Raw genomic sequence first — 25,091 nt, forward strand, 5'->3', positions numbered from 1 at the left:
GCTCAGGCCCCTTTCGAAAGAGTTGTGGGCCCGGACTCCGGGATCCCGCCGTTCCGCGGCGGCCAGAAGTCTCCGGACACAGCCAGTCCCGGCGTTCCCTGCGGCGCTGCAAGTTCGGCCCGGATTTCCTCTGCCAGCCGGTAGGTCATGTCGCGGCGCCAGGCCGGCAGCCCGTGGATGTCGTCGTGGTAAAGGTCTGCAGGGATCGCCTCGTCGAGGGCCGCCGTCAAGTGGTCCGCCTCAGGCAGCGCGTCGAAGCGCAGCTGCACGGGCCGCTTGGTGGCGGCGGTGACCGTCAGCACCAGGGAGGCCCCGGCGTCGAGCCTTCCAATGAGCAGCACCCCGGACCGGCCCAAATTGCTCAACGACAGGCGGCGGAAGGCCACGCGGGCGGAAAGGGCCGACGCCGGGAGGCGGACGCTGCGGAGCAGCTCGCCCGGTGCCAGGCCGTTCCTGGCATCACCGGTGATGAAGTCCGCCACCGGGAGGGTGCGGCTGCCGCCGCCGGGAGCCAGGATGGTGGCCACGCCGTCGAGCCCGGCGCAGAGGGAGATGACGGGCCCGGCGGGTAGCGACGTGCAGAGGTTGCCGCCCACCGTGGACATGTTCCACACCTTGAAAGAGGCCACGAAGGAGTCGCAGCAGGCCCGGACCAGGTCCAGTGCAGGCCAGCCGCGGCCCGAAACATCCGGCAGGCCGGGAAGGCTGTACAGCTCCGCGATGGTGCAGGTGGCGGCGAGCTCCATGCCGTCGCCGGTCACCGTGATGGGCGTCCAGCCGGCAGCGCCCAGGTCCAGGAGCCGTTTGAGCGGCTGCGGCCCGAAGGCGTAGCTGCCGTAGGAGAAGAGAACCGTCCCGCCGGCCAGCCAGGCATCGCCGTCGCGCCATTCCGCGGGGTCGGTGGTGCGCACCACCGCCTCAATGGTGTTCATGTCCATGCGATCTCCTGCTTGTCAACGTCTGTGGGCACCGGGGCGGGCGCGGGGTGGGAATGCGTGGGGTGGTGATGGATGGTGCCGGATGTTTCCCGCAGCGGCAGGCAGCTGGCGGTGCGGCTGCGGGCGGCGATGATTTCCGCGGTGATGGACACCGCCACTTCAGCCGGCGTGACGGCACTGAGATCCAGCCCGATGGGTGAGTGCAGCTGCGCGATCCGCTCCGGCGGGACGCCTGCGCTGAGGAGTTCGGCAACCCGCTGGAGGTGGCTGCGGCGGGAGCCCATGGCGCCCACGTAGGCAAGGTCCAGGGCCAGCGCGGTTTCCAGCAGCGGGATATCGAACTTGGGATCGTGGGTCAGGACGGCCACCACGGTGCGGCGGTCCATCCTGCCGGCGGCCGCCTCCGACGCAAGGTACCGGTGCGGCCAGTCGGCCACCACCTGGTCCGCGGCGGCGAAACGGGGCTGCCCGGCAAAGGCCGGCCGGGCATCCACGAGGGTGACGTGGTAGCCCAGCAGCTTGGCGGCCGGGACCAGCGCCGCGCCGAAGTCGTTGGCGCCGAACACCAACATCCGCGGCGGGGCCAGCCGGGACTCCACGAGCATGGCCGGCTCGCCGGAAGGCTGCCCGGCGCCTGTCCGGTCCGGAGGACAATCCCCCGGCTGGCCCAGCCGGACCAGGCCCGTGCAGCCGCTGCGCACCATGGACTCCAGCTGCAGCGCCGGTTCACCGTGCAGCAGGGCTGCCAGCTCCGGGGACGCAGCCAGAGAGAAGGTGGCGGGATCGGAAAGGACGACGGCGCCGCCTCCTGCGCTGCCCAGCATCCGTACCAGGGCCACGGGTTGGTCCGGGCTGGTACCGGAGAGTTGCAGCAGGGCGGTGCGCAGCGGATGCCCGGCCTCTCCGGGCTGGGCGGCGGGCACCGGCTGGATGTGGATGTCCAGCTGACCCCCGCAGGTGAGCCCGGCGGCGAAGGCGTCGGCGGCGCTGAAGCCGAAGGTCTCGAGGCGTGTGGCGTCGTCGTCCATTGCCTCCTGGGCGAGCGCCACCACGGCGCCTTCCACGCAGCCGCCGGAGAGGCTGCCCAGCACCTCGCCCGATTCGGTGACCAGCATGGACGTGGCCACGGGCCGGGGCACGGAGCCGGAAGCGGCCACGATGGTGGCCACGGCGAACCGCCGGCATGCAAGCCGGGGCATCCAGGGGCCGAGCGAAGGGATCAGGTCAAGCATGGCGGCACTCCTTCTTCCGCGCGGCGGTGGTGTCTATTGTCGGTCCTGCAGGGGGCCGGGCCAAGCGTTGGCCCGGCCCCCCCGGCTGTTTGGGGCAAAACTCAGCCGCCCAGCAGGTGGTTGATCGGTCCGCGCGCGAAGTACACCAGGAAACCGATGCTCACCACCCACATCAGCGGATGGATCTTCTTCGCCTTGCCGGAGGCCGACCCGATGACGGCCCAGCTCACAAAGCCGACGCCGATGCCGTTGGCGATCGAGTAGCTCAGCGGCATGGTGACGATGGTGAGGAATGCGGGCAGGGCCACCGTGAATTTGGTGAACTTGATCTCGCGGATCTGGGCCATCATCATCGCGCCCACCACCACCAACGCGGCAGCGGCAACTTCCAGCGGCACCACGCTGGTGAGCGGCGTGAGGAACATGGAACCGAGGAACAGCACGCCGGTGACCACCGACGCCAGGCCGGTGCGGGCACCTTCGCCGATGCCGGCCGCGGAGTCGATGTACACGGTGTTGGAGGAGCCGGAGGTGGCACCGCCCGCCACGGCGCCGAAGCCTTCCACGATGAAGGCCGCCTTCAGCCGCGGGAACGTTCCGTCCTTGTGGGCGACGCCGGCGCTCTTGGCCAGGCCGGTCATGGTGCCCATGGCGTCGAAGAAGTTGGTGAACACCAGCGTGAAGACCAGCATGGTGGCGGCGAGGCCGCCGATCCGGCTAAACGAACCAAAGAGATCAAAGTGGCCCACCAGGCCCAGGTCCGGCGCGGATACCAGCTGGCCGGACAGGACCGGGGTGTTCAGGTGCCAGCCGCCGGGGTTGGTTGCGCTGGCCGGGCCCAGCTTCAAAATGGCCTCGACGACGGCGGCCAGCGCGGTAGTGCCGACGATGCCGATGAGCAGGCCGCCCTGGACCTTGCGGGCCACCAGGATGCCCATAGCCAGGAGGCCGACGACGAACACGAGCGTGGGCACCGAGGTGATGGAGCCGCCGTCGCCCAGCTGGACAGGGGGTCCGCCTGCCGTGGGCCGGACGAAGCCGGAGTCCACGAAACCGATGAAGGCGATGAACAGGCCGATGCCCACGGTTATGGCCGCCTTGAGTTCCTTGGGCACCGCCCGGAAGATGGCGGTCCGGGCACCGGTGACGCCGAAGAGGACAATCAGGATGCCGTTGATCACCACCAGGCCCATGGCCTCGGGCCAGGTGACTTCCTGGATCACCGAGACCGCCAAGAACGAGTTGATGCCCAGCCCGGCGGCAAGTCCGAACGGGAGGTTGGCGATAAGGCCGAAGAGGATGGTCATGACGCCGGCCGTGAGTCCGGTGACGGCACCCACCTGCGCGGCGGACAGCCAGCCCCCGGCGACGTCGGTGGGGGCGTTGTCCGCGCTGAACCCACCGAGGATGAGGGGGTTCAGGATGACGATGTACGCCATGGTGAAGAAGGTGACCAGGCCGCCGCGGAATTCGCGGGCAAGGGTTGAGCCGCGCCGGGTGACCTGGAAGAAACGGTCCAGGAAGGATTCCGGCGGCTGGGGGGTCTGTGATCCCTGCGCCGACGTGCGTGGCGTCCGCCGGGAGGTGCTGGTGGTTGGAGCCGGATGCTCCTCGTGGGAATGGTCCAGGATGGTCATCGAAGCCGCCGGGCCTAGTAGTCAATCCTGGATTCGAGCGTGTTCCAGGTATTGAACGGCTCCAACGGGGCTGGGGCCTGGGGATCGCCCAGTTCCAGCTTGGATACCGGCATCAGGGAGTCCCTGTCCTGGTTTTCGAAGTATTCGTAGAACACGGCGTCGTCGAAGCCCACGGAGGCGGCGTCGTGGCGGTCAGCGGCGTAGACAACACTGCCTACCCGGGCCCAGAGCGCGGAGGCCAGGCACATGGGGCAGGGCTCGCAGCTGGTGTAGAGGGTGGCGCCGCTGAGGTCGAAGGTGCCCAGCTCGCGGCAGGCGGTGCGGATGGCAGTCACTTCGGCGTGCGCGGTGGGATCGTTGTCGGCGGTGACGCGGTTGACGCCGTCGAACGTCTGGCCGTCCGCCGTGACGATCATGGCGCCGAAGGGGCCTCCGCTGTTAAGGACGTTGGCCGTTGCCAGCCGGATGGAGCGGGCCAAAAATTGTTCGGCCGTGACGGTGGTACTCATGATGCGACTTCCTTTTGCCGGGAAGCCTGGTGCTGCGCAGGACCAGTAGAACCAGGTGCGAACGGTTACCAGGCTTCAGCATGTGCTGTGAAGGTTAAGTTGCGCCTGGTAGATAGCTTCCCGGGTTCGGGCGCCCGCCTTTGGCAGAATCGAGATTAGCACCGCTGTGTGGGCCACGCCATAGTTTTCTGGAAATTTAATTTCGTAATGTGAAATCGATGTTTCAGCGTCTTCACGGTCCGGCCGGCCGGGCAGTCACAAAGACTCCCGTTGACGCAGGCGGGGGCGCTTTCCTAGGCTGATCCCACCCGCCCTGCCCTGCAGGCCCCGGGCACCTGGATCAGCAGACAGGGCTTCACTGAGCTGGATTAAAAACCATCAGCGCTCAGAGAAGGACAGCCATGACGCAATCCACCGCACCCGCATCCCGTCTATGGATCAGGAATCCGCAGGCCGCTTTCACCGCCAACAACCTCGATGCCGCAGGTGGCCTGGTGGTCAGTGGCGGCGTCATTACCGAGGTCCTGGCAGCGGGGCAGCAGCCGTCCGCGCCCTGCACGAAAACGTTCGATGCGGGCAGCCACGTGCTGTTGCCGGGCCTGATCAACACGCACCACCACTTCTACCAAACCCTCACCCGGGCCTGGGGTCCGGTGGCCAATGCACCCCTGTTCCCGTGGCTGCAGAACCTCTATCCCGTCTGGGCCCGGCTCACCCCCAAGGACCTGGAACTGGCCGCGACGGTGGCCCTCGCCGAGCTGCTGCTCTCCGGCTGCACCACCGCTGCCGACCATCACTACCTTTTTCCCGCGGGCCTCGAGGACGCCATCGACATCGAGGTGGCGGCAGTGCGCCGGCTGGGCATGCGCGCCACGCTCACCCGCGGATCCATGACGCTGGGAACGGACGACGGCGGCCTGCCGCCGCAGTCCACGGTGCAGCGCCCGGAGGTGGTGCTGGAAGACAGCGAGCGCCTGGTGGGCCGGTACCACGAGCGCGGCGAGGACGCGGTGGTCCAGATCGCGCCGGCTCCCTGCTCGCCGTTCTCGGTGACCAGGGAGATCATGGCCGAAAGTGCGGCACTCGCGGAGCGGCTGGACGTCCGGCTGCACACCCACCTGGCAGAGACCCTCGATGAGGAGGACTTCTGCCGGGAAATGTTCGGGCTGCGGACGGTGGACTACCTGGACAGCGTTGGCTGGCTGACGGACCGCACCTGGCTGGGGCATGGCATCCACTTCAGTGACGCCGAGATCAGCCGCCTCGGCGCCGCGGGGACCGCCGTGGCGCACTGCCCCACCTCCAACATGCGGCTGGCCTCGGGCACCGCACGCGTCCTGGAACTGGAGGACGCGGGAGTTCCGGTGGGGCTGGGGGTGGACGGCTCGGCGTCGAACGATGCCTCCAACATGATCCTGGAGGCCCGGCAGGCCCTCTACCTGCAGCGGCTGCGCTACGGCGCGGATGTTCCGGTGGAGCGGGCACTGGGCTGGGCCACCCGCGGTTCCGCCGCCGTCCTGGGGCGGCCGGGGCTGGGCCAGCTGGCGCCAGGGATGCAGGCGGATCTCGCACTGTTCCGGCTCGATGACCTGCGTTTCTCCGGCAGCCACGACCCCATCGCCGCCCTCCTCCTGTGTGGCGCGGACCGTGCAGACCGGGTGATGGTGGGCGGGCAGTGGCGGGTGGTGGACGGCCGGATTCCGGGGCTGGATGTGGCAGGGTTGATTGCCGAGCACTCGGCCGCGGCACGGCGCCTGGTGAATGGCACCCGCTGAACGGCTGACGCTTTCCCGGCCAACTGCTAGCGTGGCGCCATGACTCCGTCAAAGACGCCGGCCGAGATCCTGGACATCGAGGGTGTTGAGGTCCGGATCTCCAGCCCGGACAAGGTGGTATTTCCCCAGCCGGGGCTGACCAAGCTCGACCTCGTTCAGTACTACCTGGCCGTGGCGGACGGTGCGCTGCGGGGTGCGGGAGGCCGGCCCATGGTGCTCAAGCGGTTTCCCAAGGGCATCGATGCGGAGCCGTTCTTCCAAAAACGGGTACCGGATAACCACCCGCCCTTTATCGACACCACCACGCTGCATTACGCGTCCGGGACCTCGGCCGAGGAGGCAGTGATCCGCGACGCAGCCGGCCTGGCCTGGGTCATCAACCTCGGCTGCCTGGACCTGAACCCGCACCCGGTCCGGGCCGAGGACCTGGAACACCCGGACGAACTCCGGGTGGACCTGGACCCTATGCCGGGCGTGGACTGGTCGCAGATCGTGGACGTGGCGTACGTGGCGCAGGAGGTCCTGGCCGACGTGGGGCTGGTGGGGTGGGCCAAGACCAGCGGTTCACGGGGACTGCACATCCTGGTGCGGATTGCCCCTGAATGGTCCTACCGCGATGTCCGGCTCGCGGCCGAAACGCTGGCCCGTGAAGTGGAGAACCGTACCCCGGGCCTGGCCACCGCACGGTGGTGGAAGGAGGAGCGCGGCGAGAGCGTGTTCGTGGACTTCAACCAGAACGCCAAGGACCGCACCGTGGCCTCTGCCTACTCCATCAGGCCCCTGCCGGACGCCCGGGTCTCTACACCGCTCACGTGGGAAGAGGTGCGCACTGCCCGGCCGGAGCAGTTCACGGTGCCCACCGTCCTGGAGCGGTTCGCGGAGATTGGAGACCCGCATGCCGGCATTGACGGCGCCGTGGGCCGGCTCGACGGACTCCTGGCCCTGGCGGAAAAGCTGGGCCCGGCGGAAAAAGCCCCGCGCAGCGGCAACGGATCCGGGCGCCGGCAGTCGCTGATGCCGCTCATAGAGGTGGCCCGGACCAGGACCAAGCCCGAGGCACTCGCGGCGCTCGATGAATGGAAGTCCGGGCACGCCGCCGTCGTCAAATCCCTGCAGCCTGCCGACATCCTGGTGGACGGGATGCGCGGGTCCAGCTCGCTTTGGTACCGGGTGCGGGTGAACCTGCAGCACGTGCCCGAGGCTGAACGCCCTCCCCAGGAAGACCTCATCGCGGACTATGACCCCTGGGCCGGCAAGCAATGGCCTGGACGGCCGCCGGCCTGACGATGCGGCGAATACCTGGCGACTCGCAAATTCCCTGATGCGCCCACATTTGGGCCGCGCCAGGGAATTTGGGGGCCCTCAGTGAAGATGCGGGTCCTAAGCCCCTGTGATCAGCGCCGGCCGAAGACCGGAAGGGCGCGGAGCCAGCGGGAAAATCCTCCGGCCCTCCGCTCGTGGTCGGCCGGAATGTAGAAGTCCGGGTCACTGGCTCCGAAGGGCAGGTACAACTCCTGGCCCGGCGCCGGAAATTCCACTGCCTGGTTCTGTTCCTGGGGGTTCATCTGCTCCTCCTGTTCCGCATAGCGTTTCCGTATCTCGGAAAATATTTATTGCTATATGAAAAGGATAGGCAGCGGCTTGCCGGGCGTCAATGCCCGCCTGACGCCCGGCATTGACGACCGGCAGTCACAAAATGAATTTTGGCCCTGTGATGTACACCACCGATTTCGAGGGGTACGCTGGTGTCCAACTCGTGGCGCACGTCACGTAACCTGGGAGCAGCAGGCAGGGTCGTAATGAGCTGGCATCAATGGATGCCGGCTCTTTTTTGTTGGGTCGGCTCCACCGGAAACGCGCTCGAAACGCGCGCTTAATTTCAGTGATGGAACCTTGGTTCCACTTACCGGAGATTGGGAACAGACCATGAGCAGCAAGATCATCCTCGGCGAAAACCAGTACGGCAAGGCAGAAGTCCGCGTCGTCAAGATCACCCGGGACACCAACCGCCACGAGATCGAAGACCTGAACGTCACCTCGCAGCTGCGGGGCGACTTCGCCGCGGCCCACCTGGAGGGCGACAACGCCCACGTGGTGGCCACCGACACCCAGAAGAACACCATCTACGCCTTCGCCCGCGACGGCATCGGCTCACCGGAAGCGTTCCTGCTGCGCCTGGGCGAGCACTTCACCTCCAGCTTCGACTGGGTCACCGGCGGCCGCTGGGAAGCAGAGTCCTACGCCTGGAACCGTATCCAGGCACACGGCAGCGAACACGACCACTCGTTCGTCCGCAACGGCCAGGAAGTACGCACCGCGGTCCTGGTCCGTGATGGCGCCACCAGCCACCTGATCTCCGGACTGAAGGACCTCACCGTCCTCAAGTCCACCCAGTCCGGCTTTGTCGGCTACCCCCGGGACCGCTACACCACCCTGCCCGAGACCACCGACCGCATCCTGGCCACCGATGTCTCGGCCCGCTGGCGCTTCAAGACCGGCACCGACTTCAGCGCTCTGGACTTCAACAAGAGCTACGACGACGTCAAGGGCCTCCTGCTCGAAGGCTTCACTGAGAAGTACTCCCACGCACTGCAGCAGACCCTGTTCGACATGGGCGCCAAGGTGCTGGAGGCGCACAGCGAAATCGACGAGATCAAGTTCTCCATGCCCAACAAGCACCACTTCCTGGTGGACCTCTCGCCGTTCGGGCTGGACAACCCCAACGAGGTCTTCTTCGCGGCGGACCGCCCGTACGGCCTGATCGAGGCCACTGTCCAGCGCGAGGACGCCGCGGCAGCCCCGGCCGCCTGGTCCGGCATCGCCGGCTTCTGCTAAAGCACAACACCCATACGGTTTCGACGGGCCCAGCCACCCACCGCATGGCTGGGCCCGCCGGGGCCGCCCCACAGCTTTCACCTTGTTAGCCAGACACCAGTTAGCCAGACGATGACGTCTGCCATGAACCAAGAAAGTCTGCCATGAACACCAAGAAGAAACTGGCCGCTGCAGCCGCCGAAAAAGGTGCACGGCCTTCCCGCCCCGAGGACCAGCGCCTCCCGATCGGAAGCATGTTTGCCTACGGCTTCCAGCATGTCCTCACCATGTACGGCGGCATCATCGCCCCTCCCCTGATCATCGGCGCAGCCGCAGGGATGAACTCCCAGGACATCGGCCTGCTCATTGCGGCCTGCCTTTTCGTTGGCGGCCTGGCCACCATCCTGCAGACCGTGGGCGTCCCCTTCTTCGGTTCGCAGCTGCCGCTGGTACAGGGCGTCTCCTTCGCCGGAGTCTCCACCATGGTGGCCATCGTCCATGGCGGCGGGGGAATCCAGGCCGTCTTCGGTTCGGTCATCGCGGCCTCCCTGATCGGCCTGCTGATCACGCCGCTGTTCTCAAAGATCATCAGGTTCTTCCCGCCCGTCGTCACGGGCACCGTGATCACCACCATCGGCCTCACCTTGATGCCCGTCGCCGCCAACTGGGCCATGGGCGGAAACAACAAGGCGCCCAACTACGGCAGCGTCGCAAACATCGGCCTGGCAGCAGCCACCATGGGCATCGTCCTGCTCCTGAGCAAGGTGGGCAGCGCCGCCATCTCAAGGCTGTCCATCCTGCTGGCCATGGTCCTGGGCACGCTGATCGCCTTCGTCTTCGGCATGGCGGACTTCTCCAAGGTGGGCCAGGGCGAGATTGTCGCGTTCCCCACCCCCTTCGCCTTCGGACCGCCCACGTTTGAGCTTGCTGCCATCATCTCCATGCTGATCGTCATCCTGGTCACCCTCACGGAGACGTCCGCGGACATCATCGCAGTGGGCGAGATCGTGGGCACCAAGGTGGACTCCAAGCGGATCGGCAACGGCCTGAGGGCTGACATGCTGTCCAGCGCCGTCTCCCCGCTGTTCAACTCCTTCACCCAGAGCGCCTTCGCCCAGAACGTGGGGCTGGTGGCCATCACGGGCGTGAAGAGCCGGTTCGTGGTCAGCGCCGGCGGCGTGATCCTGGTGGTACTTGGCCTGCTGCCGGTCCTTGGCCGGGTGGTCGCAGCGGTGCCGACGCCTGTCCTCGGAGGTGCCGGCGTCGTGCTCTTCGGCACGGTGGCGGCCAGCGGCATCCGGACCCTGTCCAAGGTGGACTACAAGAACAACATGAACCTGATCGTGGTGGCCGCCTCCATCGGCTTCGGCATGATCCCCATCGCCGCCCCGGCATTCTACGACAAGTTCCCGTCCTGGTTTGGCACCATCTTCCACTCCGGCATCAGCTCCGCCGCCGTGATGGCCATCCTCCTGAACCTGCTGTTCAACCACCTCCGGGCGGGCAACTCGGACAACCAGTCGGTGTTCGTGGCCGGCACCGAGCGGCTGGTGCGCGCGGAGGACCTCCGCTGCCTGGCCGAAGGCGACCGCTTCGAAAACGGCAGGCTCATCGACTGCGACGGCAAGGAAGTGCCCGTCCAGTCAGCCGAGAAAGCGCCGGAGCACTGACGGATCCCGGAAACGACGACGGCGGCCCACTCCGAAAAGGAGGGGCCGCCGTCGTGCGTGGTTGGCGCAGCCCGGGCAGGGCAGACGGTTCAGGTGCGGTTGAGCTCGCGGGAGATGGCCTCGGCCGCCTCGCGGAGGACGGGTACGGCCTTGTCGGCGAAGTCCTCGTCCACGCGGGAGACCGGACCGGACACCGAAATCGCACTCGGGGTGGGGGCGTTGGGCACTGCCATGGCGAAGCAGCGGACGCCCAGTTCCTGTTCTTCCTCGTCGATGGAGTAACCGCGCTCACGGATGAGCTTGAGGTCGGCCAGGAGTTCGTCCACGTCGCCGATGCTCTTGGCAGTGGGGGTGGGCATTCCGGCGCGGGCCACGATGCCGCGGACAGTATCGTCATCGAGCTGGGCCAGGATGGCTTTTCCGACGCCGGTGGCATGGGTGTGGGCGCGCCGGCCCACCTCGGTGAACATGCGCATGGAGTGCAGCGAGGGAACCTGGGCCACGTAGATCACCATGTCCGAGTCCAGCACGGCCATGTTGGAGGTCTCCCCCAGCCGGTCCACCAGGACCTTCAGCTGCGGCTGGGCCAGGGCGCCGAGCTGTTTGTTGGCGCCCTCCCCCAGCCTGATGAGCCGGGGACCCAGGGCGTAGCGCCGGTTGGGCAGCTGGCGGATGTAGCCGAGCGAGACCAGGGTGCGGAGCAGCCGGTGGATGGTGGGCAATGGCAGGTCCGTGGAGGACGAGAGCTCGCTGAGCGTCACGTCGCCGCCGGCGTCGGTGATGAGCTCCAGCAGTTCGAAGACGCGCTCCACCGACTGCACCCCACCAGAGGCTTTTTCTGCCATTCCGTTGTCTCCTATGGCTCGGAATCCGACAACTCTTATCCGCATCGTGAAAAGAGTTGCTTAGAACACCCAAGATACAGCACGGGCGTTTCCACGGCGACGTGGACCGTCAGTCGCAATCGCAAGGCTTGTATTTCCATAAAGTAGATAATAATATCCATAATACGAAAACATTCAGTTTGAAGCAGCAACAGGCCAAGGCCCTAACAGGAGGACATTCAATGGCGAACCCGAGCCCCGGAAATTCGATCACCCTGCGCGTGGAAGCACCGTCAAGCTTCAGCGCCACCAGCGAGCTGGCCGCAGCCGTGGGAGCCGCCGGCGCCGCGATCACCGCCCTGGACGTGACCGAATCCCACCACGAGACCCTGGTTGTTGACGTCACCTGCAACACCACCGACGACGCCCACGCCACCCGCGTCAAGGACGCCCTGGACGCACTCGACGGCGTCACGGTCCAGCACGTCTCGGACCGCACCTTCCTGATGCACCTCGGCGGCAAACTCGAGGTTGTCCCCAAAGTAGCCCTGCGCAACCGGGACGACCTCTCCCGCGCCTACACTCCCGGCGTCGCCCGAGTCTGCCTGGCCATTGCCGAGGATCCCGCGGCAGCCCGCAACCTCACGGTCAAGCGCAACACCATTGCTGTTCTCACCGACGGTTCGGCCGTCCTGGGGCTGGGCAACATCGGCCCCGCCGCCGCCCTCCCCGTGATGGAAGGCAAGGCTGCCTTGTTCAAGCAGTTCGCCAACGTGGACGCCTGGCCGGTCTGCCTGGACACCCAGGACACCGAGGAAATCATCATGATCGCCAAGGCCATGGCGCCCGTCTACGGGGGCATCAACCTGGAGGACATCGCCGCGCCGCGCTGCTTCGAGATCGAGAACCGGCTGCGCGACGAGCTGGACATCCCGGTGTTCCACGACGACCAGCACGGCACCGCCATCGTCACCCTCGCCGCCCTGGTCAACGCCCTGCGCGTGGTGGACAAGAAACTCGAGGACGTCAAAATCGTGGTCTCCGGCGTCGGCGCTGCCGGGTCCGCCATCATCCAGCTCCTCAAGGCCCAGGGAGCGCAGCACATCATCGCCGCCGGCCGCTCCGGCGCCATCCACTCGGGCGAGACCTACGACGACGAGCACCGCAGCTGGATTGCCGCGAACACCAACGAAGAGGGCTTCTCCGGAACCCTGCACGACGCGCTCAAGGGTGCCGACGTCTTCATTGGCGTCAGCGCCCCGCACGTGATCGGCGAAGAACAGGTGGCCTCCATGGCGGAGAACGCCATCGTCTTTGCCATGGCCAACCCCACCCCGGAAATCGACCCCGTCATCGCGTCCAGGCACGCCGCCGTTGTGGCCACCGGCCGCAGCGACTTCCCCAACCAGATCAACAACGTGCTGGCATTCCCGGGCTTCTTCCGCGGCCTGCTGGACGCCGGCGCCTCGGACATCACGCCGGACATGCTGGTGGCCGCCGCGGACGCCATTGCCAACCGCGTGGCTGACGATGAGCTCAATGCCAGCTACATTATCCCCAGCGTCTTCGATCCCCATGTGGCTGCCGACGTTGCCGCAGCGGTGGCCGCGGCCGCCCGGTCCGCCCGCGTTGCAACGGCTGAACCGGCCGATTCCGCCACGGAACCAGCAGCAGCACTGGCCTCCGCCTGACCGCCCGACTTCCAGCCAAAGGAAAGGACCAGAAATGGCCATCACCGTCACAGATCCCCGGCCCATCGCCCGCGCAGAGGAGATCCTCACGCCCAAGGCACTGGCCTTCATCGAAGAGCTCCACACCCGGTTCGCCGGCACCCGCAACGACCTGCTGGCGGCCCGCGCCGCCAAGCGGCAGCGCGTGGCCGAGACCGGCAAGCTGGACTTCCTGCCGGAGACGCAGGACGTGCGCGACGGCGACTGGAAAGTTGCGCCCGCACCGGCGGCTTTGCAGGACCGACGGGTGGAGATGACCGGGCCTGCCTCACCGGCGAAGATGGCCATCAACGCCCTGAACTCCGGCGCCAAGGTATGGCTGGCGGACCTCGAAGACGCCAGCACCCCCACCTGGGCCAACGTCATCGACGCCATCCTGAACCTCCGCGACGCCGCCCAGGGCACCCTCAGCTACACCTCGGACGAAGGCAAGGAGTACCGGCTCCGCACCGACGCGCCGCTCGCCGTCGTGGTGGCCCGCCCCCGCGGCTGGCACATGCAGGAGAAGCACCTGCTGGTCAACGGCGAACCCGCGGTAGGTGCGCTGGTGGACTTCGGCCTGCACTTCTTCCACATCGCCAAGCAGCTGGTCCTCAACGGGCAGGGCCCGTACTACTACCTGCCCAAGATGGAGAGCCACCTCGAAGCCCGGCTGTGGAACGACGTGTTCGTCTTCGCCCAGGACTTCCTGGGACTGAACCAGGGCACCATCCGCGCCACGGTGCTGATCGAGACCATTCCGGCCGCATTCGAGATGGACGAGATCCTGTACGAACTGCGGGACCACGCCTCGGGCCTGAACGCCGGCCGCTGGGACTACCTGTTCAGCATCATCAAGTACTTCCGCGATGCCGGCGAGGAATTCGTCCTGCCGGACCGCGCCTCCGTGGTGATGACCGCGCCCTTCATGCGCGCCTACACCGAGCTCCTGGTCAAGACCTGCCACAAGCGCGGCGCCTTCGCCATGGGCGGCATGGCTGCCGTCATCCCCAACCGCCGCCACCCCGAAGTCACCGAAGCCGCCTTCGAAAAGGTGCGTGCGGACAAGACCCGCGAGGCGAACGACGGCTTCGACGGGTCCTGGGTGGCACACCCGGACCTGGTGCCCACCTGCCGCGAGGTCTTTGACTCGGTGCTCGGAGACAAGCCCAACCAGGTGGACAAGCAGCGCCCCGAGGTCAACGTCACGGCAGAACAGCTGCTCGATGTCTCCTCCGCCGACGGCCAGGTCACCGAGGCCGGCCTGCGCCTGAACCTCTACGTGGCAGTTGCCTACACGGCCGTCTGGCTCTCCGGAAACGGTGCGGTAGCCATCCACAACCTGATGGAGGACGCCGCCACCGCGGAAATCTCCCGCTCCCAGGTGTGGCAGCAGATCCGCAACAAGTCCGTGCTCGCGGACACCGGCAACACCGTGACCAAGGAACTGGTGGAGCGGATCCTGGCCGAGGAGACCGAGCGGCTCCGCACCGAGTTCGGTGACGAAGCCTTCCGCCGCTACTACCAGCCGGCCAGCGAACTGATCGCGGACATCTGCCTGTCCGAGGACTACACCGACTTCCTCACCACCCCGGCCTACGAACTGGTGGGCTGAGGCATGGCAGCATCACCCAAAACGTCACTGACCGCCGGAGACCTGGCGGCCATCGACGGGCAGCTGGCCGCCACGGACCGGCTGCTGGAGCAGAACTACCCGGGCGACGACGGCTCACGCCAGCCCGTCCACACGGTGTACGTGCCCGCGGACCGGTTCACGGCGTCGTTCGCTGCCGACTGGGGCGGGCAGGCGATGGCGATGGCGGCCGCGCACGGCGGGCTGGAACGCCTCGGTACGCTGCTGGGCCAGGACGCGGCGCTGGCGGAGGCCGTTGCCCCACGCGTGCAAGCCAAGCTGGCCGGCGAGCCAATCGAAGACCTGCGCCTGGACTTTGAAGACGGGTTCGGGGACAGGGGCGACGACGCCGAGGATGCCGCCGCCGTTGCTGCGGCTTCCGCTGTGGCCGGCGCAGTCGCGGCGGGCACTGCGCCCCCGTTTATTGGGATCCGGTTCAAGTGCTTTGAAGCTCCTACCCGCGCCCGCGGTCTGCGCACCCTGGACCTGTTCGTTTCGGGCCTGGCCGCGGTGGGCGAACTGCCCGGAGGCCTGGTCCTGACCCTGCCCAAGGTGACCACCGTGGCCCAGGTCCAGGCCATGGACTACGCTGTGTCGCGACTGGAGGAAGTGCACTCACTCCCGGCGGGCAGGCTCCGCTTCGAGGTGCAGGTGGAAACGCCGCAGCTGATCCTCGGTCCGGAAGGAACCTCGCCGGTGGCACAGCTGCCGCACGCCGTCCCGGGCCGGATCAGCGGCCTGCACTACGGCACGTACGACTACTCGGCGTCGCTGCAGATCGCAGCCGAATACCAGTCCATGGAGCACCCGGTGGCCGACTTCGCCAAGGAAGTCATGCAGCTGGCCGTCGCCGGCACCGGTATCCGGCTCTCGGACGGGTCCACCAACATCATCCCCGTGGGCGACAACGTGGAGAACGCCTGGCAGCTGCACGGCCGGCTGGTCCGCCGTTCCCTGGAGCGCGGCTTCTACCAGGGTTGGGACCTGCATCCGGCCCAGCTGCCCAGCCGCTTCGCCGCAACCTACGCCTTCTACCGGCAGGGCCTCCCGGCCGCCGCGGCCCGCCTGCGCAACTACGTGGAACAGACCGAAGGCGGCGTTATGGACGAACCCGCCACGGCCCGCGCCCTGGCCGCCTTCGTCCTGCGCGGCGTCCAGTGCGGCGCAGTAGGCGCCGAAGAAGTCCTGGCGCTTGCCGGCGTCGGAATTCCGCAGCTCACCGGGCTGGCGCACCCGCGGCTCGCCACCACTTCCAACTCCTAGCTAAGGATCCCTCTTCATGGGCAAGTACTACTCCCCCACCGGCGGACTGCCGCCGCAGACGCACCTGACCACCGAGCGGGCCATTGTCACCGAGGCGTACACGGTGATCCCGAAGGGCGTCATGACGGACATCGTCACGTCCAACCTCCCGGGCTTTTCGAACACGCGCTCCTGGATCATCGCCCGTCCCATCTCGGGCTTCGCCACCACCTTCTCGCAGCTGATCGTGGAGATCGCCCCGGGCGGCGGCGCCCCCAAGGCCGAGTTCGAGGCCGGGGTGGAAGGCGTCATTTTCGTGACCCGCGGCAAGGTCAACCTCACCCTCGACGGCGAACTGCACCAGATGGAGGAAGGCGGCTACGCCTACCTGGCCGCCGGTTCGGAGTGGGGCCTGGAGAATGTCTCGGACGACGTCGTGTCCTTCCACTGGATCCGGAAGGCCTACGAACGGCTCGAGGGCTTCGAGGCCAAGTCCTTCGTCACCAACGAAAAGGACGTGGAGCCCACGTCCATGCCGGACACCAACGACGTCTGGAAGACCACCCGCTTCACGGACTCCAACGACCTGGCCCACGACATGCAGGTGAACATCGTGACCTTCCAGCCGGGCGGCGTCATTCCGTTCCCGGAAACCCACGTGATGGAACACGGCCTGTACGTCCTGGAGGGCAAGGCCATGTACCTGCTGAACAACGACTGGGTGGAGGTGGAGGCCGGCGACTTCATGTGGCTGCGCGCCTTCTGCCCGCAGGCCTGCTACGCCGGCGGTCCGGGCGAGTTCCGCTACCTGCTGTACAAGGACATGAACCGCCAGGTGCGCCTCACCTAACCCAACTCCCCCGCCCAACTGAGTAGCAGCAGGTGTCGTTATGGAGGCCCATAACGACACCTGCTGCTACTTACCTGGGTTATGCAGGGCTACGCGCCCGGGTTGAGGACCACCTTGATGCAGCCGTCCTGTTTCTTCTGGAACTTCTCGTACAGGGCCGGGGCGCCGTCCAGGCCGGAGCGGTGGGTGACCAGGTCCATGACGCCCAGCGGGTCGGCCTCGTCCTCCACGAGTGGCAGCAGCGTATCCGTCCAGTTGCGCACGTTGCACTGGCCCATGCGCAGTTGCAGCTGCTTGTCGAACATGGTCAGCAACGGCAGCGGGCTGGCCGTTCCGCCGTACACACCGCTCAAGGAGACCGTCCCGCCGCGCCGCACGGCGTCGATGGAGGTATGGAGCGCGGCCAGCCGGTCAACACCGCCGGTCTCCATCGCTTTCTGGGCGAGCTTGTCCGGCAGGAGTCCCAGCGCCTGGTGGGCGAAGCCAGCCAGCGGAGAACCGTGGGCTTCCATTCCGACGGCGTCAACCACCGCGTCCGGTCCCCTTCCGTCCGTCATCCCGCGCAGTTCGTCCGCGATGTCCTTGCTGTAGTCGAAGGTCTCCACCCCGTGGCGGGCCGCCATCTCCCGCCGTTCGGGAACGGGATCCACACCCACTACGCGGAATCCCCGCTGTACACCGATCCGACTGGCGAACTGGCCCACCGGTCCCAGGCCGAAGACCCCGAGCGTTCCACCGGGCGGCACGTTGGCGTACTCCACCGCCTGCCAGGCGGTGGGCAGGATGTCCGAGAGGAAGAGGTAGCGTTCGTCCGGAAGCTCCGATCCCACCTTGACGGCACCGTAGTCGGCGTGCGGAACCCGCAGGAATTCGGCCTGGCCGCCGGGAACGGACCCGTACAGCTCGGAGTAGCCAAACAGGGCCGCGCCGGACCCTTTCTCCCGCACCTGGGTGGTTTCACACTGGGACTGCAGGCCCTGCCTGCACATGTAGCAGGAACCGCAGGCGATGTTGAACGGGATCACCACGCGGTCACCCTTGCGGAGGTTGGTGACGCCGCTTCCCACTTCCTCCACAATTCCCATTGGTTCATGTCCGATGACGTCGCCCTTGTGCATGTAGGGCCCCAGGACCTCATAGAGGTGGAGGTCGGAGCCGCAGATGGCGGTGGAGGTGATCCGGATGATTGCATCGGTCGGTTCCTGGATCACGGGATCGGGTACTTCCTCCACGCTTACCGACCGTTTTCCCTGCCACGTCAGTGCTTTCACAGTCTCCCTTTCGCTCTGTCTTGCCCCCGGGTTCTTCAGAGGGCGGCCAGGACGCCCGCAGGCGCCCTTTCTTCGACGCTATCGGTTTTACGCGAAAAAAGTAAGCATGCTGATGAAAACCTTGTGGCCGCCGTCGACTGCTTCTAGCGTAGGAAGGGCAGGGAAGAAGACCACGTGAAAGAGGAACGCCATGTCGCTGTACCAGCCGGAACCGATCGAAATCTCCACCCGCATGCGCCCGGGTGAATGGACGGAGGACAGCTTGGTGGAATTGGTCAACAGCTACCGCACGCGGATCGCGGAAATGGGCGCACCCGCATCCGAGGTGGCCACGGACATCGAGCGGAACGACGACGGCTCAGTCAGGGTTGTGGTGTCGTGGGTAAAACCGGCCATTGCAGGCGACGAGGAATCGGTGCCCGGCGGCCAGCCGCTGTGAGCGGCGGGCGCCGGGGCCGTCAAGGGTTGGGCCGGAGGGCGAGCAGCCGGCCGATGGCACTGGAGCCCAGGTTTTCCAGCAGTTGCCGCGGCCCGTCGTAGACCTCCACTGCGCCGGCCTCGCGCAGCTGCCCGGCCTGGATTCCCCCGCAGGTCACGCCGATGGACGGGATTCCCAGCGCTGCTGCCGCCTTCATGTCCCACACCGCGTCGCCGACATAGACGGCATCTGCGGCATCAACGCCCGCCGCAGCCAGGGCCGCCTCCAGGATGTCCGGCGCAGGCTTGCTTTCCTTGGCGTCGTTCGCGCTGGTGGCGGCATCGATGAAGGAGTCGGCGTCCAGCACGGAGCGCATCACCTGCAGGTCCCGCTCCCGCGCCGAGGACGCCAGCGCCACTGCCAGGCCGCCGGCATGGCACTGGCCCAACAGTTCCTTGGCCCCGTCAAGGGCGCGGAGCGAGGGCCAGTGCGAGGCATACAGGGCGCCATGGCTGGCCATGATGTCCTCGTCCTCGTCACGGTCCCGGCCCGGCGGCAGGAGGTTGTCCACCAGCCGGGCACCACCCATGCCGACGAGCTGGTGGATGGCTGCCATGGGCACATCATGGCCGTATTGGCGGAACGCACCCCACCAGGCGATGGTGTGGATATAGGACGAGTCGATCAGCGTCCCGTCTACGTCAAAGAGGACCCCCCGGCGCGTGCCGCCAGGGGGAGTCGTGGAGTCCGGCATCAGCCCACCGCTGCCCGTCGTACGTCCGGCGCCTTCTTCCGCCGGGCCGCCTCCTCCTTGGCAGAGTTGACGGGGCGGACGCGGTCACGGATCACGGATCCAGCCCCGTCCAGGCTCTTGTCCCGGATGAGGCCAGTGCCGGCGATTTCCCGGGCCATGGCAACGCCTGCCACAGCGGCCCTCTTGGTGGGGAAGGTCACCGAAATGGCCATCAGGTTCCCGCTTCCGTCCATCATCCTGATCCGGTATCCACCATCAGGGGCGTCAACGAGTTCAAAATATCCGGCCATAACTATCACTCCTCCATCAATCACGGCGCTGTGCTTGGGAGCACTCCATGAGGTGTTAGTAAGTATACTTATCTATCCTGCGAAGGAGAAGTTACAGCCCCGGTCCGCGCCGCCTCAGCGCGAATCCGCCCCTTCCGGCGGAATGGGGGTGTCACTGCGCCGAACCGTATCCTGATGCAGCTCCAGGGCGCTAGTCACAAGGGCAAAATGGCTGAAGGCCTGCGGGGTATTGCCCAGCTGCCGCTTCGCTTTCACCGCCCATTCCTCGCTCAACAGCCCCACGTCGTTGCGCAGGTCCAGCAGCCGCTCGAAGAGTTCGCGGGATTCCTCGGGGCGGCCCGCACCCAACAGCGCCTCCACCAGCCAGAACGAGCAGGCCAGGAAGACGCCCTCGTCGCCCGGCAGGCCGTCGTCGCTCTGCTCCGGCCGGTACCGCAGCACAAAGCCGTCCTGGGTCAGCTCACGCTGGATTGCCTCGATGGTCCCCACCACCTTGGGATCATCGGGCGGCAGGAAACCCACCCTGGGGATCAGCAGCAGGCTGGCGTCCAGCTCGGGACGGCCGTAGGACTGGACAAACGTGTTGCGCTCCGCATCGAATCCGTTGGCCATGATGTCCCGGCGGATCTGGTCCCGCAGCGACTCCCAGCGCTCGACGGGGCCCGGCAGGCCGGACTCGCGCACGCCCTTCACCATCCGGTCCGCCGCCACCCATGCCATGACCTTGGAGTGCGTGAAATGCCGGCGCGGTCCTCGCATTTCCCAGAGGCCATTGTCCGGCTGGTCCCAGATGGTTTCGAGATGTTCCATCAGCGCAATCTGCACGTCCCACGCTTCATCCGTGTGCTTCAGCAGTGAGTTCCGCGTCAGCGCCAGGCAGTCAAGGACCTCACCCCACACGTCCAGCTGGAACTGCTCGGCCGCCGCATTCCCGATCCGGACCGGTACCGAGTTCTCGTAGCCTTTCAGCCACGGCAATTCCATTTCCGGCAGCCGCCGTTCGCCATGGATCCCGTACATGATCTGCAGGTCTGCGGGATCACCGGCCACGGCCCGGAGCAGCCAGTCCCGCCAGGCAGCGGCCTCCGCGGTGTAGCCGGCAGCCAGCAGCGCCTGCAGGGTCATGGTGGCATCCCGCAGCCAGCAGTAGCGGTAGTCCCAGTTGCGCTGGCCGCCCGGCTGTTCCGGCAGTGACGTTGTGACGGCGGCCACGATGCCCCCGGTTGGGCCATAGGTCAGGGCCTTCAGCGTTATCAGGGAGCGGACCACGGCCTCCTGGTACTTACCTTTCACGGTGCATTGCGAGGACCATCCGCGCCAGAAGGCAAAAGTGCTGTCAAGGACTGCTTCCGCATCCACGGATACCGGGCGTCCCACATGGCTGGGCGCCCAGGTCAGCACGAACGGCACTTTTTCGCCGGCGTTGATGGTGAAGTCGCTGACCGTGTGCATGTTCTCGCCATGCAGGGGTGCCGGAGTGACCAGGTAGACGGCGTCGGGACCGGCGATCGCGTGCAGCCCGCGCTTGTCCTTGCGCACCCAAGGGATGATGTGCCCGTAGTCGAACCTCATGACCAGCTCACCGTGCATTTTGACGCTGCCGCTGATGCCCTCCACAATCCGGACGATGTCAGCCACGGAATCGCGCGGCGGCATGAAGTCGGTGACGCGCACGGTTCCGTCCGGCGTCTCCCACTCGGTGTCCAGGATCAGGCTGCCGTCCCGGTAGTTCCGGCGCGTGCACGCACCTCCGCTTTGGGGCGCCAGCAGCCAGCGACCGGAGTCCGGCGTGTCCAGCAGCGAATTGAAGCAGGCAGGGGAATCGAACCGCGGGAGGCAGAGCCAGTCGATTGAGCCTTCCTTGCTGACCAATGCTCCGGTTTGAAGGTCCCCGACTACCGCATAATCTTCGATTCGCGCCATGACATTACCCTGCCACAGAGAGCTCCGAAGGGAAGGGGATGCCCAGGTGTAGCCTGAGGCAGATGGCAATCCACATCGGCACCTCCGGCTGGAGCTACGACCACTGGGAGAACGTCCTGTACCCGCCCGGGCTCCCCGTCCGGGACCGGCTCCAGTGCTATGTCGCCGAATTCAGCACGGTGGAACTGAACGCCAGCTTTTACCGGTGGCCCAGGGACACCACCTTCGCCGGCTGGAACAGGCGCCTGCCGCCCGGGTTCAGCATGTCAGTCAAAGCTCCGCGGGGACTCACGCATGCGCGCAAGCTGTATTCACCGGAAGTCTGGGTCGAGCGCATCGCCCGCTGCTGGCATGAGCTCGGGGACAAGCGTGCCGTGCTCCTGGTCCAGCTGCCGCCCCAACTGGAGCGGGACGACACGCGGCTGGACTACTTCCTCGCTGCCCTTCCCCCCTGGATCCGGGTAGCTGTGGAGTTCAGGCACCCCAGCTGGGACTGCCCTGAGGTGTTTGCCCTCCTGGAGCGGCACCAGGCTGCCTACTGCATCATGAGCGGCGCCAACCTGCCCTGCATCCTGCGGACCACCGCCCCCTTTGCGTACGTCCGGCTGCATGGACCGGACCAGGAGCACCTGTACGGGGGCTCCTACGCCGACGCCGACCTCCACTGGTGGGCCGATCGGATCCGTGAGTGGGACGCCGCGGGCATCGACGTCTACGCGTACTTCAACAACGACGGCGGCGGGAACGCCGTGCGGAACGCCCGGACCCTGCGCGGGATCCTTGGCAACGGCTGATGCCTGACGCCGCCCTGTGGCAGAGTGGTTGCATGGACACGGCCCCGCAGAACCCAGCCCAGGACACGGCACGCCTATCCGGGCGGAACACGAAGGGACACACCGCCCTTTCCGGAAGCCAGTTCTTCCGGATGGCACACCGATTGTCGGACGCAGTCAACGACGTCCGGATCCAGATCGCCAAGCGGTGGAAGTTCGTGCCGCAGACCATCGCCTACCAGGGCTACGGCTCCACCACCCGGGTGCGCGTACTGGGCAGGGTACTGCTGACGCAGAAGCCGCTGCCCGGAAGCAAAGCCGAGCACGAGGCCAGGAACGGCAACCAGAACGTCCGCGGGTGGCGGGCATTCACCGGCGTGCCGTTGCAGTTCTCCGACGTCGAAATCACCATCGGCGATGTGGTCACCCACGTCACGGCGGACCGGGGTGGACTGATCGACACCGAGGTGGACGTCCAGCTGTCCCCCGGCTGGCACACCGCGGTGCTGCGGGCTGAGGGAACCGATCCGGCCGAGGCACTGATCCAGGTGATCGCCCCGGGCGTGGAGTTCGGCATCGTCTCCGACATCGACGACACCGTCATGGTCACGGCCCTGCCCCGGCCCTTCCTGGCCTTGTGGAACACCTTCGTGCTCAGCGAACGCGCGCGCATGGCCACGCCGGGAATGGCCGTGCTGCTTGACCGGCTGACCATCGAGCACCCGGAAGCACCGGTCATCTACCTGTCCACCGGCCCCTGGAACGCCGCCCCCACCCTGGCACGGTTCCTAACCCGCAACATGTACCCCAAGGGTGCGCTGCTGCTGACGGACTGGGGGCTCACCCAGGACCGCTGGTTCCGCAGCGGCCAGGACCACAAGCACCGCAACCTGGAGCGGCTGGCCCAGGAATTCCCGGACATGCGATGGCTCCTGATCGGCGACAACGGCCAGCATGACGAGGCCATCTACTCGGCCTTTGCCACCGAAAACCCGGACAAGGTTGCTGCCATCGCCATCCGCCAGCTGTCCGTCAGCGAGTCCGTGTTCGCCGGCGGCCACTCCGAGGACGGCGACCACACCACCTCCCGGGTGCCGTGGATCTACTCACCCGATGGCGCCGGCATCGCAAAGCAACTCACCATGCTGGACCTGCTCAAGGGCTGACCAGCCCTCACGACCGCTGGGCTGTTCCTGCGCTGTGCGTTACTTGGCGCCGGCACCCAGGGGTGCGCCGTCGTCGGGCAATTCACCTTCCAGTAGATCGCTTTCCAGGAGATCCGGCACCGCTGCCTGCGCGATGGCCGCGCCGGCCGCGGCAGCCAGGTCGCGTTCCTCGATGAGCTCCTGGAACCAGAAATAGGAGGCCTTGGGCGTGCGCTCCAGCGTTTCGAAATCCACGTGGAGGAGGCCGAACGGCTGGTTGTAGCCGGCGGACCATTCGAAGTTGTCCAGGAAGGACCACACGTAGTAGCCGCGCAGGTCCAGGGACTCGGCCACGCCGCCGGGGGCAGTGGCGCGCAGGGCGGTTTCAAGATGGTCGGAAATGTACTTCAGCCGGCGCTCGTCCGGGATGAACCGGGTGTTGGTGGACTTGTCGCGGACGATAATGTCCTCGAAGCTCGCTCCGCCTTCGGTGATGATCACGGGAGGCAGGTTGGGGTAGCGCTCCGCCATCTCCTTCAAGGCCACCGCCATGTACTCGGGCTTTACCGGCCAGCCGTAGGCGGTGATGTCCGCTTCCGGCCAGGTTTCGACGTGGAACGGCGTTGCGCCGCTGCCCGTTGCGCTGAGGTCGCTGCCCATGGCCTCCGCCATGCTTGTCGGCACGGTACCGCCGCCGGGTCCCGCCGCCACCTTGGTGGGCATGTAGTAGTTGAGCCCGTAGAAGTCCAGGGGCTGGGAGATGACCGCCATGTCCTCTTCGGGGTGTTCGAAGGAGCTGAAGAACTTGGCGGCCCGGATCAGGTCGGGGTACTTGCCCGTGAGGACGGGGTCCGCGTAGAGCCGGTTCTGGCCCAGATCCATGAGCCCGGCACTGATCCTGTCCAACGGATTGATCGAGTTCGGCACCATGGGCGAGTACACATTGGTCATGCCGATCTCGCCCGGCACTTTCGCCGCGCGCAGGGCCTGGACGGCAAGCCCATGCCCCAGCAGTTGGTGGTGGACGGTGGGGAAGGCGCCGAGGGCCAGCTCCTTGCCGGGCGAGTGCAGGCCAAATGCGTAGCCGTTGGCGCTGACGGTTGCCGGCTCGTTGATGGTCACCCAGCGGGCCACCCGGTCACCGAAAGCCTCGGCCACGAGCGCGGCATAGTCCCCCAGCCGGTAGGCCGTATCCCGGTTCATCCAGCCGCCCGCTTCATCGAGCTCCAGGGGCGTGTCCCAGTGGTAGATGGTGGCCATCGGCGAGATGCCGTTGGCCAGGAGCTCATCCAGGAGCCGGTCGTAGAACCCCAGGCCTGCGCGGTTGGCCGGACCTGTACCGCCCGGCTGGATGCGCGGCCAGGAGAAGGAGAACCGGTAGGAGTCAACGCCAAGCTGCTTCAGGAGCGCCACGTCCTGCGGCATCCGGTGGTAGTGGTCCGTGGCCACCACCGGGCTGTGGTCCTCCACGATGGCGCCTGCCCTGGCGGCGAACCGGTCCCAGCCCGCGGGTCCCCGGCCATCCTCGTCCAGCGCCCCTTCGATCTGGAATGCTGCAGTTGCGACGCCAAGGGTGAACCCCGGGGGGATGAGCGCTGCGAGGTCCTTGGCGATGATGTGCATTGGGTCCAGCCTTTATGTCACGGGAGTCAGGGTACGTCTCAGGATGGCACAGCAGGGGTCT

Annotated in this window: 22 protein-coding genes; 11 read left to right on the plus strand and 11 right to left on the minus strand. The window is 66.8% G+C overall.

Annotated elements, in window-relative coordinates; all coding sequences use genetic code 11:
* Window positions 1-2: 2 nt before the first annotated feature.
* From FBY33_RS01915 to FBY33_RS01930, 4 genes are all read right to left on the minus strand, one after another.
* A complete protein-coding gene (locus FBY33_RS01915; RefSeq protein ID WP_142029048.1) occupies window positions 3-938 on the minus strand; it encodes an FAD binding domain-containing protein in 936 nt (311 codons plus the stop codon).
* Complete coding sequence (locus tag FBY33_RS01920) at window positions 929-2,170, minus strand: XdhC family protein (protein ID WP_142029049.1); 1,242 nt, start codon at window positions 2,168-2,170, stop codon at window positions 929-931. The genes FBY33_RS01915 and FBY33_RS01920 overlap by 10 nt, the downstream gene beginning before the upstream one ends.
* 101 nt (window positions 2,171-2,271) lie before the next feature.
* Window positions 2,272-3,807: an NCS2 family permease gene (locus FBY33_RS01925; RefSeq protein WP_142029050.1), complete on the minus strand. Its 1,536-nt coding sequence runs from the start codon at window positions 3,805-3,807 to the stop codon at window positions 2,272-2,274.
* A gap of 14 nt (window positions 3,808-3,821) precedes the next feature.
* Complete coding sequence (locus FBY33_RS01930) at window positions 3,822-4,316, minus strand: nucleoside deaminase (RefSeq protein ID WP_142029051.1); 495 nt, start codon at window positions 4,314-4,316, stop codon at window positions 3,822-3,824.
* A 401-nt stretch (window positions 4,317-4,717) separates the two neighbouring features.
* Between FBY33_RS01930 and FBY33_RS01935 the strand changes: the two genes are divergently transcribed.
* Window positions 4,718-6,091, plus strand: a complete 1,374-nt coding sequence (locus tag FBY33_RS01935) for an 8-oxoguanine deaminase (protein WP_142029052.1) — start codon at window positions 4,718-4,720, stop codon at window positions 6,089-6,091.
* A gap of 39 nt (window positions 6,092-6,130) precedes the next feature.
* Window positions 6,131-7,375 carry a non-homologous end-joining DNA ligase gene (gene ligD / locus FBY33_RS01940; protein ID WP_142029053.1) on the plus strand — a complete coding sequence of 415 codons (1,245 nt, stop codon included), beginning with the start codon at window positions 6,131-6,133 and terminating at the stop codon, window positions 7,373-7,375.
* Between the two features lie 110 nt (window positions 7,376-7,485).
* Here ligD and FBY33_RS20425 read toward each other — a convergent pair whose 3' ends face one another.
* Window positions 7,486-7,656, minus strand: coding sequence for a hypothetical protein (locus tag FBY33_RS20425; RefSeq protein ID WP_200831297.1), 171 nt, complete (start codon window positions 7,654-7,656; stop codon window positions 7,486-7,488).
* A 361-nt stretch (window positions 7,657-8,017) separates the two neighbouring features.
* Between FBY33_RS20425 and pucL the strand changes: the two genes are divergently transcribed.
* Window positions 8,018-8,926 carry a factor-independent urate hydroxylase gene (gene pucL / locus FBY33_RS01945; RefSeq protein WP_142029054.1) on the plus strand — a complete coding sequence of 303 codons (909 nt, stop codon included), beginning with the start codon at window positions 8,018-8,020 and terminating at the stop codon, window positions 8,924-8,926.
* 143 nt (window positions 8,927-9,069) lie between these two features.
* Window positions 9,070-10,575: a nucleobase:cation symporter-2 family protein gene (locus FBY33_RS01950; protein WP_142029055.1), complete on the plus strand. Its 1,506-nt coding sequence runs from the start codon at window positions 9,070-9,072 to the stop codon at window positions 10,573-10,575.
* Window positions 10,576-10,664: 89 nt separating this feature from the next.
* On the opposite strand, the gene FBY33_RS01955 is transcribed toward FBY33_RS01950, so the two are convergent.
* On the minus strand, window positions 10,665-11,420 hold the full coding sequence (locus tag FBY33_RS01955; protein WP_142029056.1) for an IclR family transcriptional regulator: 756 nt from the start codon (window positions 11,418-11,420) through the stop codon (window positions 10,665-10,667).
* Window positions 11,421-11,641: 221 nt separating this feature from the next.
* Here FBY33_RS01955 and FBY33_RS01960 point away from each other — a divergent pair, with 221 nt between their 5' ends.
* From FBY33_RS01960 to FBY33_RS01975, 4 genes are read left to right on the plus strand one after another with little or no spacing between them, the layout of a single operon-like run.
* Complete coding sequence (locus tag FBY33_RS01960; protein ID WP_142029057.1) at window positions 11,642-13,090, plus strand: NAD-dependent malic enzyme; 1,449 nt, start codon at window positions 11,642-11,644, stop codon at window positions 13,088-13,090.
* 34 nt (window positions 13,091-13,124) lie between these two features.
* Entirely contained in the window at window positions 13,125-14,723 is a 1,599-nt protein-coding gene (aceB, locus tag FBY33_RS01965; protein WP_142029058.1) for a malate synthase A, read from the plus strand.
* Window positions 14,724-14,726: 3 nt separating this feature from the next.
* Window positions 14,727-16,004: a DUF6986 family protein gene (locus FBY33_RS01970; RefSeq protein WP_142029059.1), complete on the plus strand. Its 1,278-nt coding sequence runs from the start codon at window positions 14,727-14,729 to the stop codon at window positions 16,002-16,004.
* Between the two features lie 16 nt (window positions 16,005-16,020).
* Window positions 16,021-16,833 carry a bifunctional allantoicase/(S)-ureidoglycine aminohydrolase gene (locus tag FBY33_RS01975; protein ID WP_142029060.1) on the plus strand — a complete coding sequence of 271 codons (813 nt, stop codon included), beginning with the start codon at window positions 16,021-16,023 and terminating at the stop codon, window positions 16,831-16,833.
* Window positions 16,834-16,922: 89 nt separating this feature from the next.
* Here the strand turns inward: FBY33_RS01975 and FBY33_RS01980 are convergent, their stop codons facing one another.
* On the minus strand, window positions 16,923-18,104 hold the full coding sequence (locus FBY33_RS01980) for a zinc-dependent alcohol dehydrogenase (RefSeq protein WP_142029061.1): 1,182 nt from the start codon (window positions 18,102-18,104) through the stop codon (window positions 16,923-16,925).
* 190 nt (window positions 18,105-18,294) lie between these two features.
* On the opposite strand from FBY33_RS01980, the gene FBY33_RS01985 reads away from it, so the two are divergent.
* A complete protein-coding gene (locus FBY33_RS01985; protein ID WP_142029062.1) occupies window positions 18,295-18,543 on the plus strand; it encodes a hypothetical protein in 249 nt (82 codons plus the stop codon).
* Between the two features lie 19 nt (window positions 18,544-18,562).
* On the opposite strand, the gene FBY33_RS01990 is transcribed toward FBY33_RS01985, so the two are convergent.
* The 3 genes from FBY33_RS01990 to FBY33_RS02000 form a co-directional block, all read right to left on the minus strand.
* Window positions 18,563-19,276, minus strand: a complete 714-nt coding sequence (locus tag FBY33_RS01990; RefSeq protein ID WP_142029063.1) for an HAD family hydrolase — start codon at window positions 19,274-19,276, stop codon at window positions 18,563-18,565.
* Window positions 19,276-19,566: a hypothetical protein gene (locus tag FBY33_RS01995; protein ID WP_142029064.1), complete on the minus strand. Its 291-nt coding sequence runs from the start codon at window positions 19,564-19,566 to the stop codon at window positions 19,276-19,278. Before FBY33_RS01995 ends, FBY33_RS01990 begins: the two co-directional genes overlap by 1 nt.
* Window positions 19,567-19,680: 114 nt before the next feature.
* Window positions 19,681-21,507: a glycoside hydrolase family 15 protein gene (locus tag FBY33_RS02000; RefSeq protein ID WP_268815882.1), complete on the minus strand. Its 1,827-nt coding sequence runs from the start codon at window positions 21,505-21,507 to the stop codon at window positions 19,681-19,683.
* A 44-nt stretch (window positions 21,508-21,551) separates the two neighbouring features.
* Between FBY33_RS02000 and FBY33_RS02005 the strand changes: the two genes are divergently transcribed.
* Both FBY33_RS02005 and FBY33_RS02010 read left to right on the plus strand, forming a co-directional pair.
* On the plus strand, window positions 21,552-22,283 hold the full coding sequence (locus FBY33_RS02005; RefSeq protein ID WP_142029066.1) for a DUF72 domain-containing protein: 732 nt from the start codon (window positions 21,552-21,554) through the stop codon (window positions 22,281-22,283).
* Window positions 22,284-22,315: 32 nt separating this feature from the next.
* Window positions 22,316-23,428, plus strand: a complete 1,113-nt coding sequence (locus FBY33_RS02010; RefSeq protein WP_442858309.1) for an App1 family protein — start codon at window positions 22,316-22,318, stop codon at window positions 23,426-23,428.
* Between the two features lie 39 nt (window positions 23,429-23,467).
* On the opposite strand, the gene FBY33_RS02015 is transcribed toward FBY33_RS02010, so the two are convergent.
* A complete protein-coding gene (locus FBY33_RS02015; RefSeq protein WP_142029068.1) occupies window positions 23,468-25,030 on the minus strand; it encodes a glycoside hydrolase family 1 protein in 1,563 nt (520 codons plus the stop codon).
* Between the last annotated feature and the right edge of the window lie 61 nt (window positions 25,031-25,091).

Source organism: Arthrobacter sp. SLBN-112 (assembly GCF_006715225.1).
In the GTDB taxonomy this organism is placed as follows: domain Bacteria; phylum Actinomycetota; class Actinomycetes; order Actinomycetales; family Micrococcaceae; genus Arthrobacter.

Coding starts and splice junctions, on each gene's coding strand:
- FBY33_RS01915 (WP_142029048.1), bottom strand. CDS start 938: ATGGACATGAACACCATTGAGGCGGTGGTGCGCACCACCGACCCCGCG.
- FBY33_RS01920 (WP_142029049.1), bottom strand. CDS start 2,170: ATGCTTGACCTGATCCCTTCGCTCGGCCCCTGGATGCCCCGGCTTGCA.
- FBY33_RS01925 (WP_142029050.1), bottom strand. CDS start 3,807: ATGACCATCCTGGACCATTCCCACGAGGAGCATCCGGCTCCAACCACC.
- FBY33_RS01930 (WP_142029051.1), bottom strand. CDS start 4,316: ATGAGTACCACCGTCACGGCCGAACAATTTTTGGCCCGCTCCATCCGG.
- FBY33_RS01935 (WP_142029052.1), top strand. CDS start 4,718: ATGACGCAATCCACCGCACCCGCATCCCGTCTATGGATCAGGAATCCG.
- ligD (WP_142029053.1), top strand. CDS start 6,131: ATGACTCCGTCAAAGACGCCGGCCGAGATCCTGGACATCGAGGGTGTT.
- FBY33_RS20425 (WP_200831297.1), bottom strand. CDS start 7,656: ATGAACCCCCAGGAACAGAACCAGGCAGTGGAATTTCCGGCGCCGGGC.
- pucL (WP_142029054.1), top strand. CDS start 8,018: ATGAGCAGCAAGATCATCCTCGGCGAAAACCAGTACGGCAAGGCAGAA.
- FBY33_RS01950 (WP_142029055.1), top strand. CDS start 9,070: ATGAACACCAAGAAGAAACTGGCCGCTGCAGCCGCCGAAAAAGGTGCA.
- FBY33_RS01955 (WP_142029056.1), bottom strand. CDS start 11,420: ATGGCAGAAAAAGCCTCTGGTGGGGTGCAGTCGGTGGAGCGCGTCTTC.
- FBY33_RS01960 (WP_142029057.1), top strand. CDS start 11,642: ATGGCGAACCCGAGCCCCGGAAATTCGATCACCCTGCGCGTGGAAGCA.
- aceB (WP_142029058.1), top strand. CDS start 13,125: ATGGCCATCACCGTCACAGATCCCCGGCCCATCGCCCGCGCAGAGGAG.
- FBY33_RS01970 (WP_142029059.1), top strand. CDS start 14,727: ATGGCAGCATCACCCAAAACGTCACTGACCGCCGGAGACCTGGCGGCC.
- FBY33_RS01975 (WP_142029060.1), top strand. CDS start 16,021: ATGGGCAAGTACTACTCCCCCACCGGCGGACTGCCGCCGCAGACGCAC.
- FBY33_RS01985 (WP_142029062.1), top strand. CDS start 18,295: ATGTCGCTGTACCAGCCGGAACCGATCGAAATCTCCACCCGCATGCGC.
- FBY33_RS01990 (WP_142029063.1), bottom strand. CDS start 19,276: ATGCCGGACTCCACGACTCCCCCTGGCGGCACGCGCCGGGGGGTCCTC.
- FBY33_RS01995 (WP_142029064.1), bottom strand. CDS start 19,566: ATGGCCGGATATTTTGAACTCGTTGACGCCCCTGATGGTGGATACCGG.
- FBY33_RS02005 (WP_142029066.1), top strand. CDS start 21,552: ATGGCAATCCACATCGGCACCTCCGGCTGGAGCTACGACCACTGGGAG.
- FBY33_RS02010 (WP_442858309.1), top strand. CDS start 22,316: ATGGACACGGCCCCGCAGAACCCAGCCCAGGACACGGCACGCCTATCC.
- FBY33_RS02015 (WP_142029068.1), bottom strand. CDS start 25,030: ATGCACATCATCGCCAAGGACCTCGCAGCGCTCATCCCCCCGGGGTTC.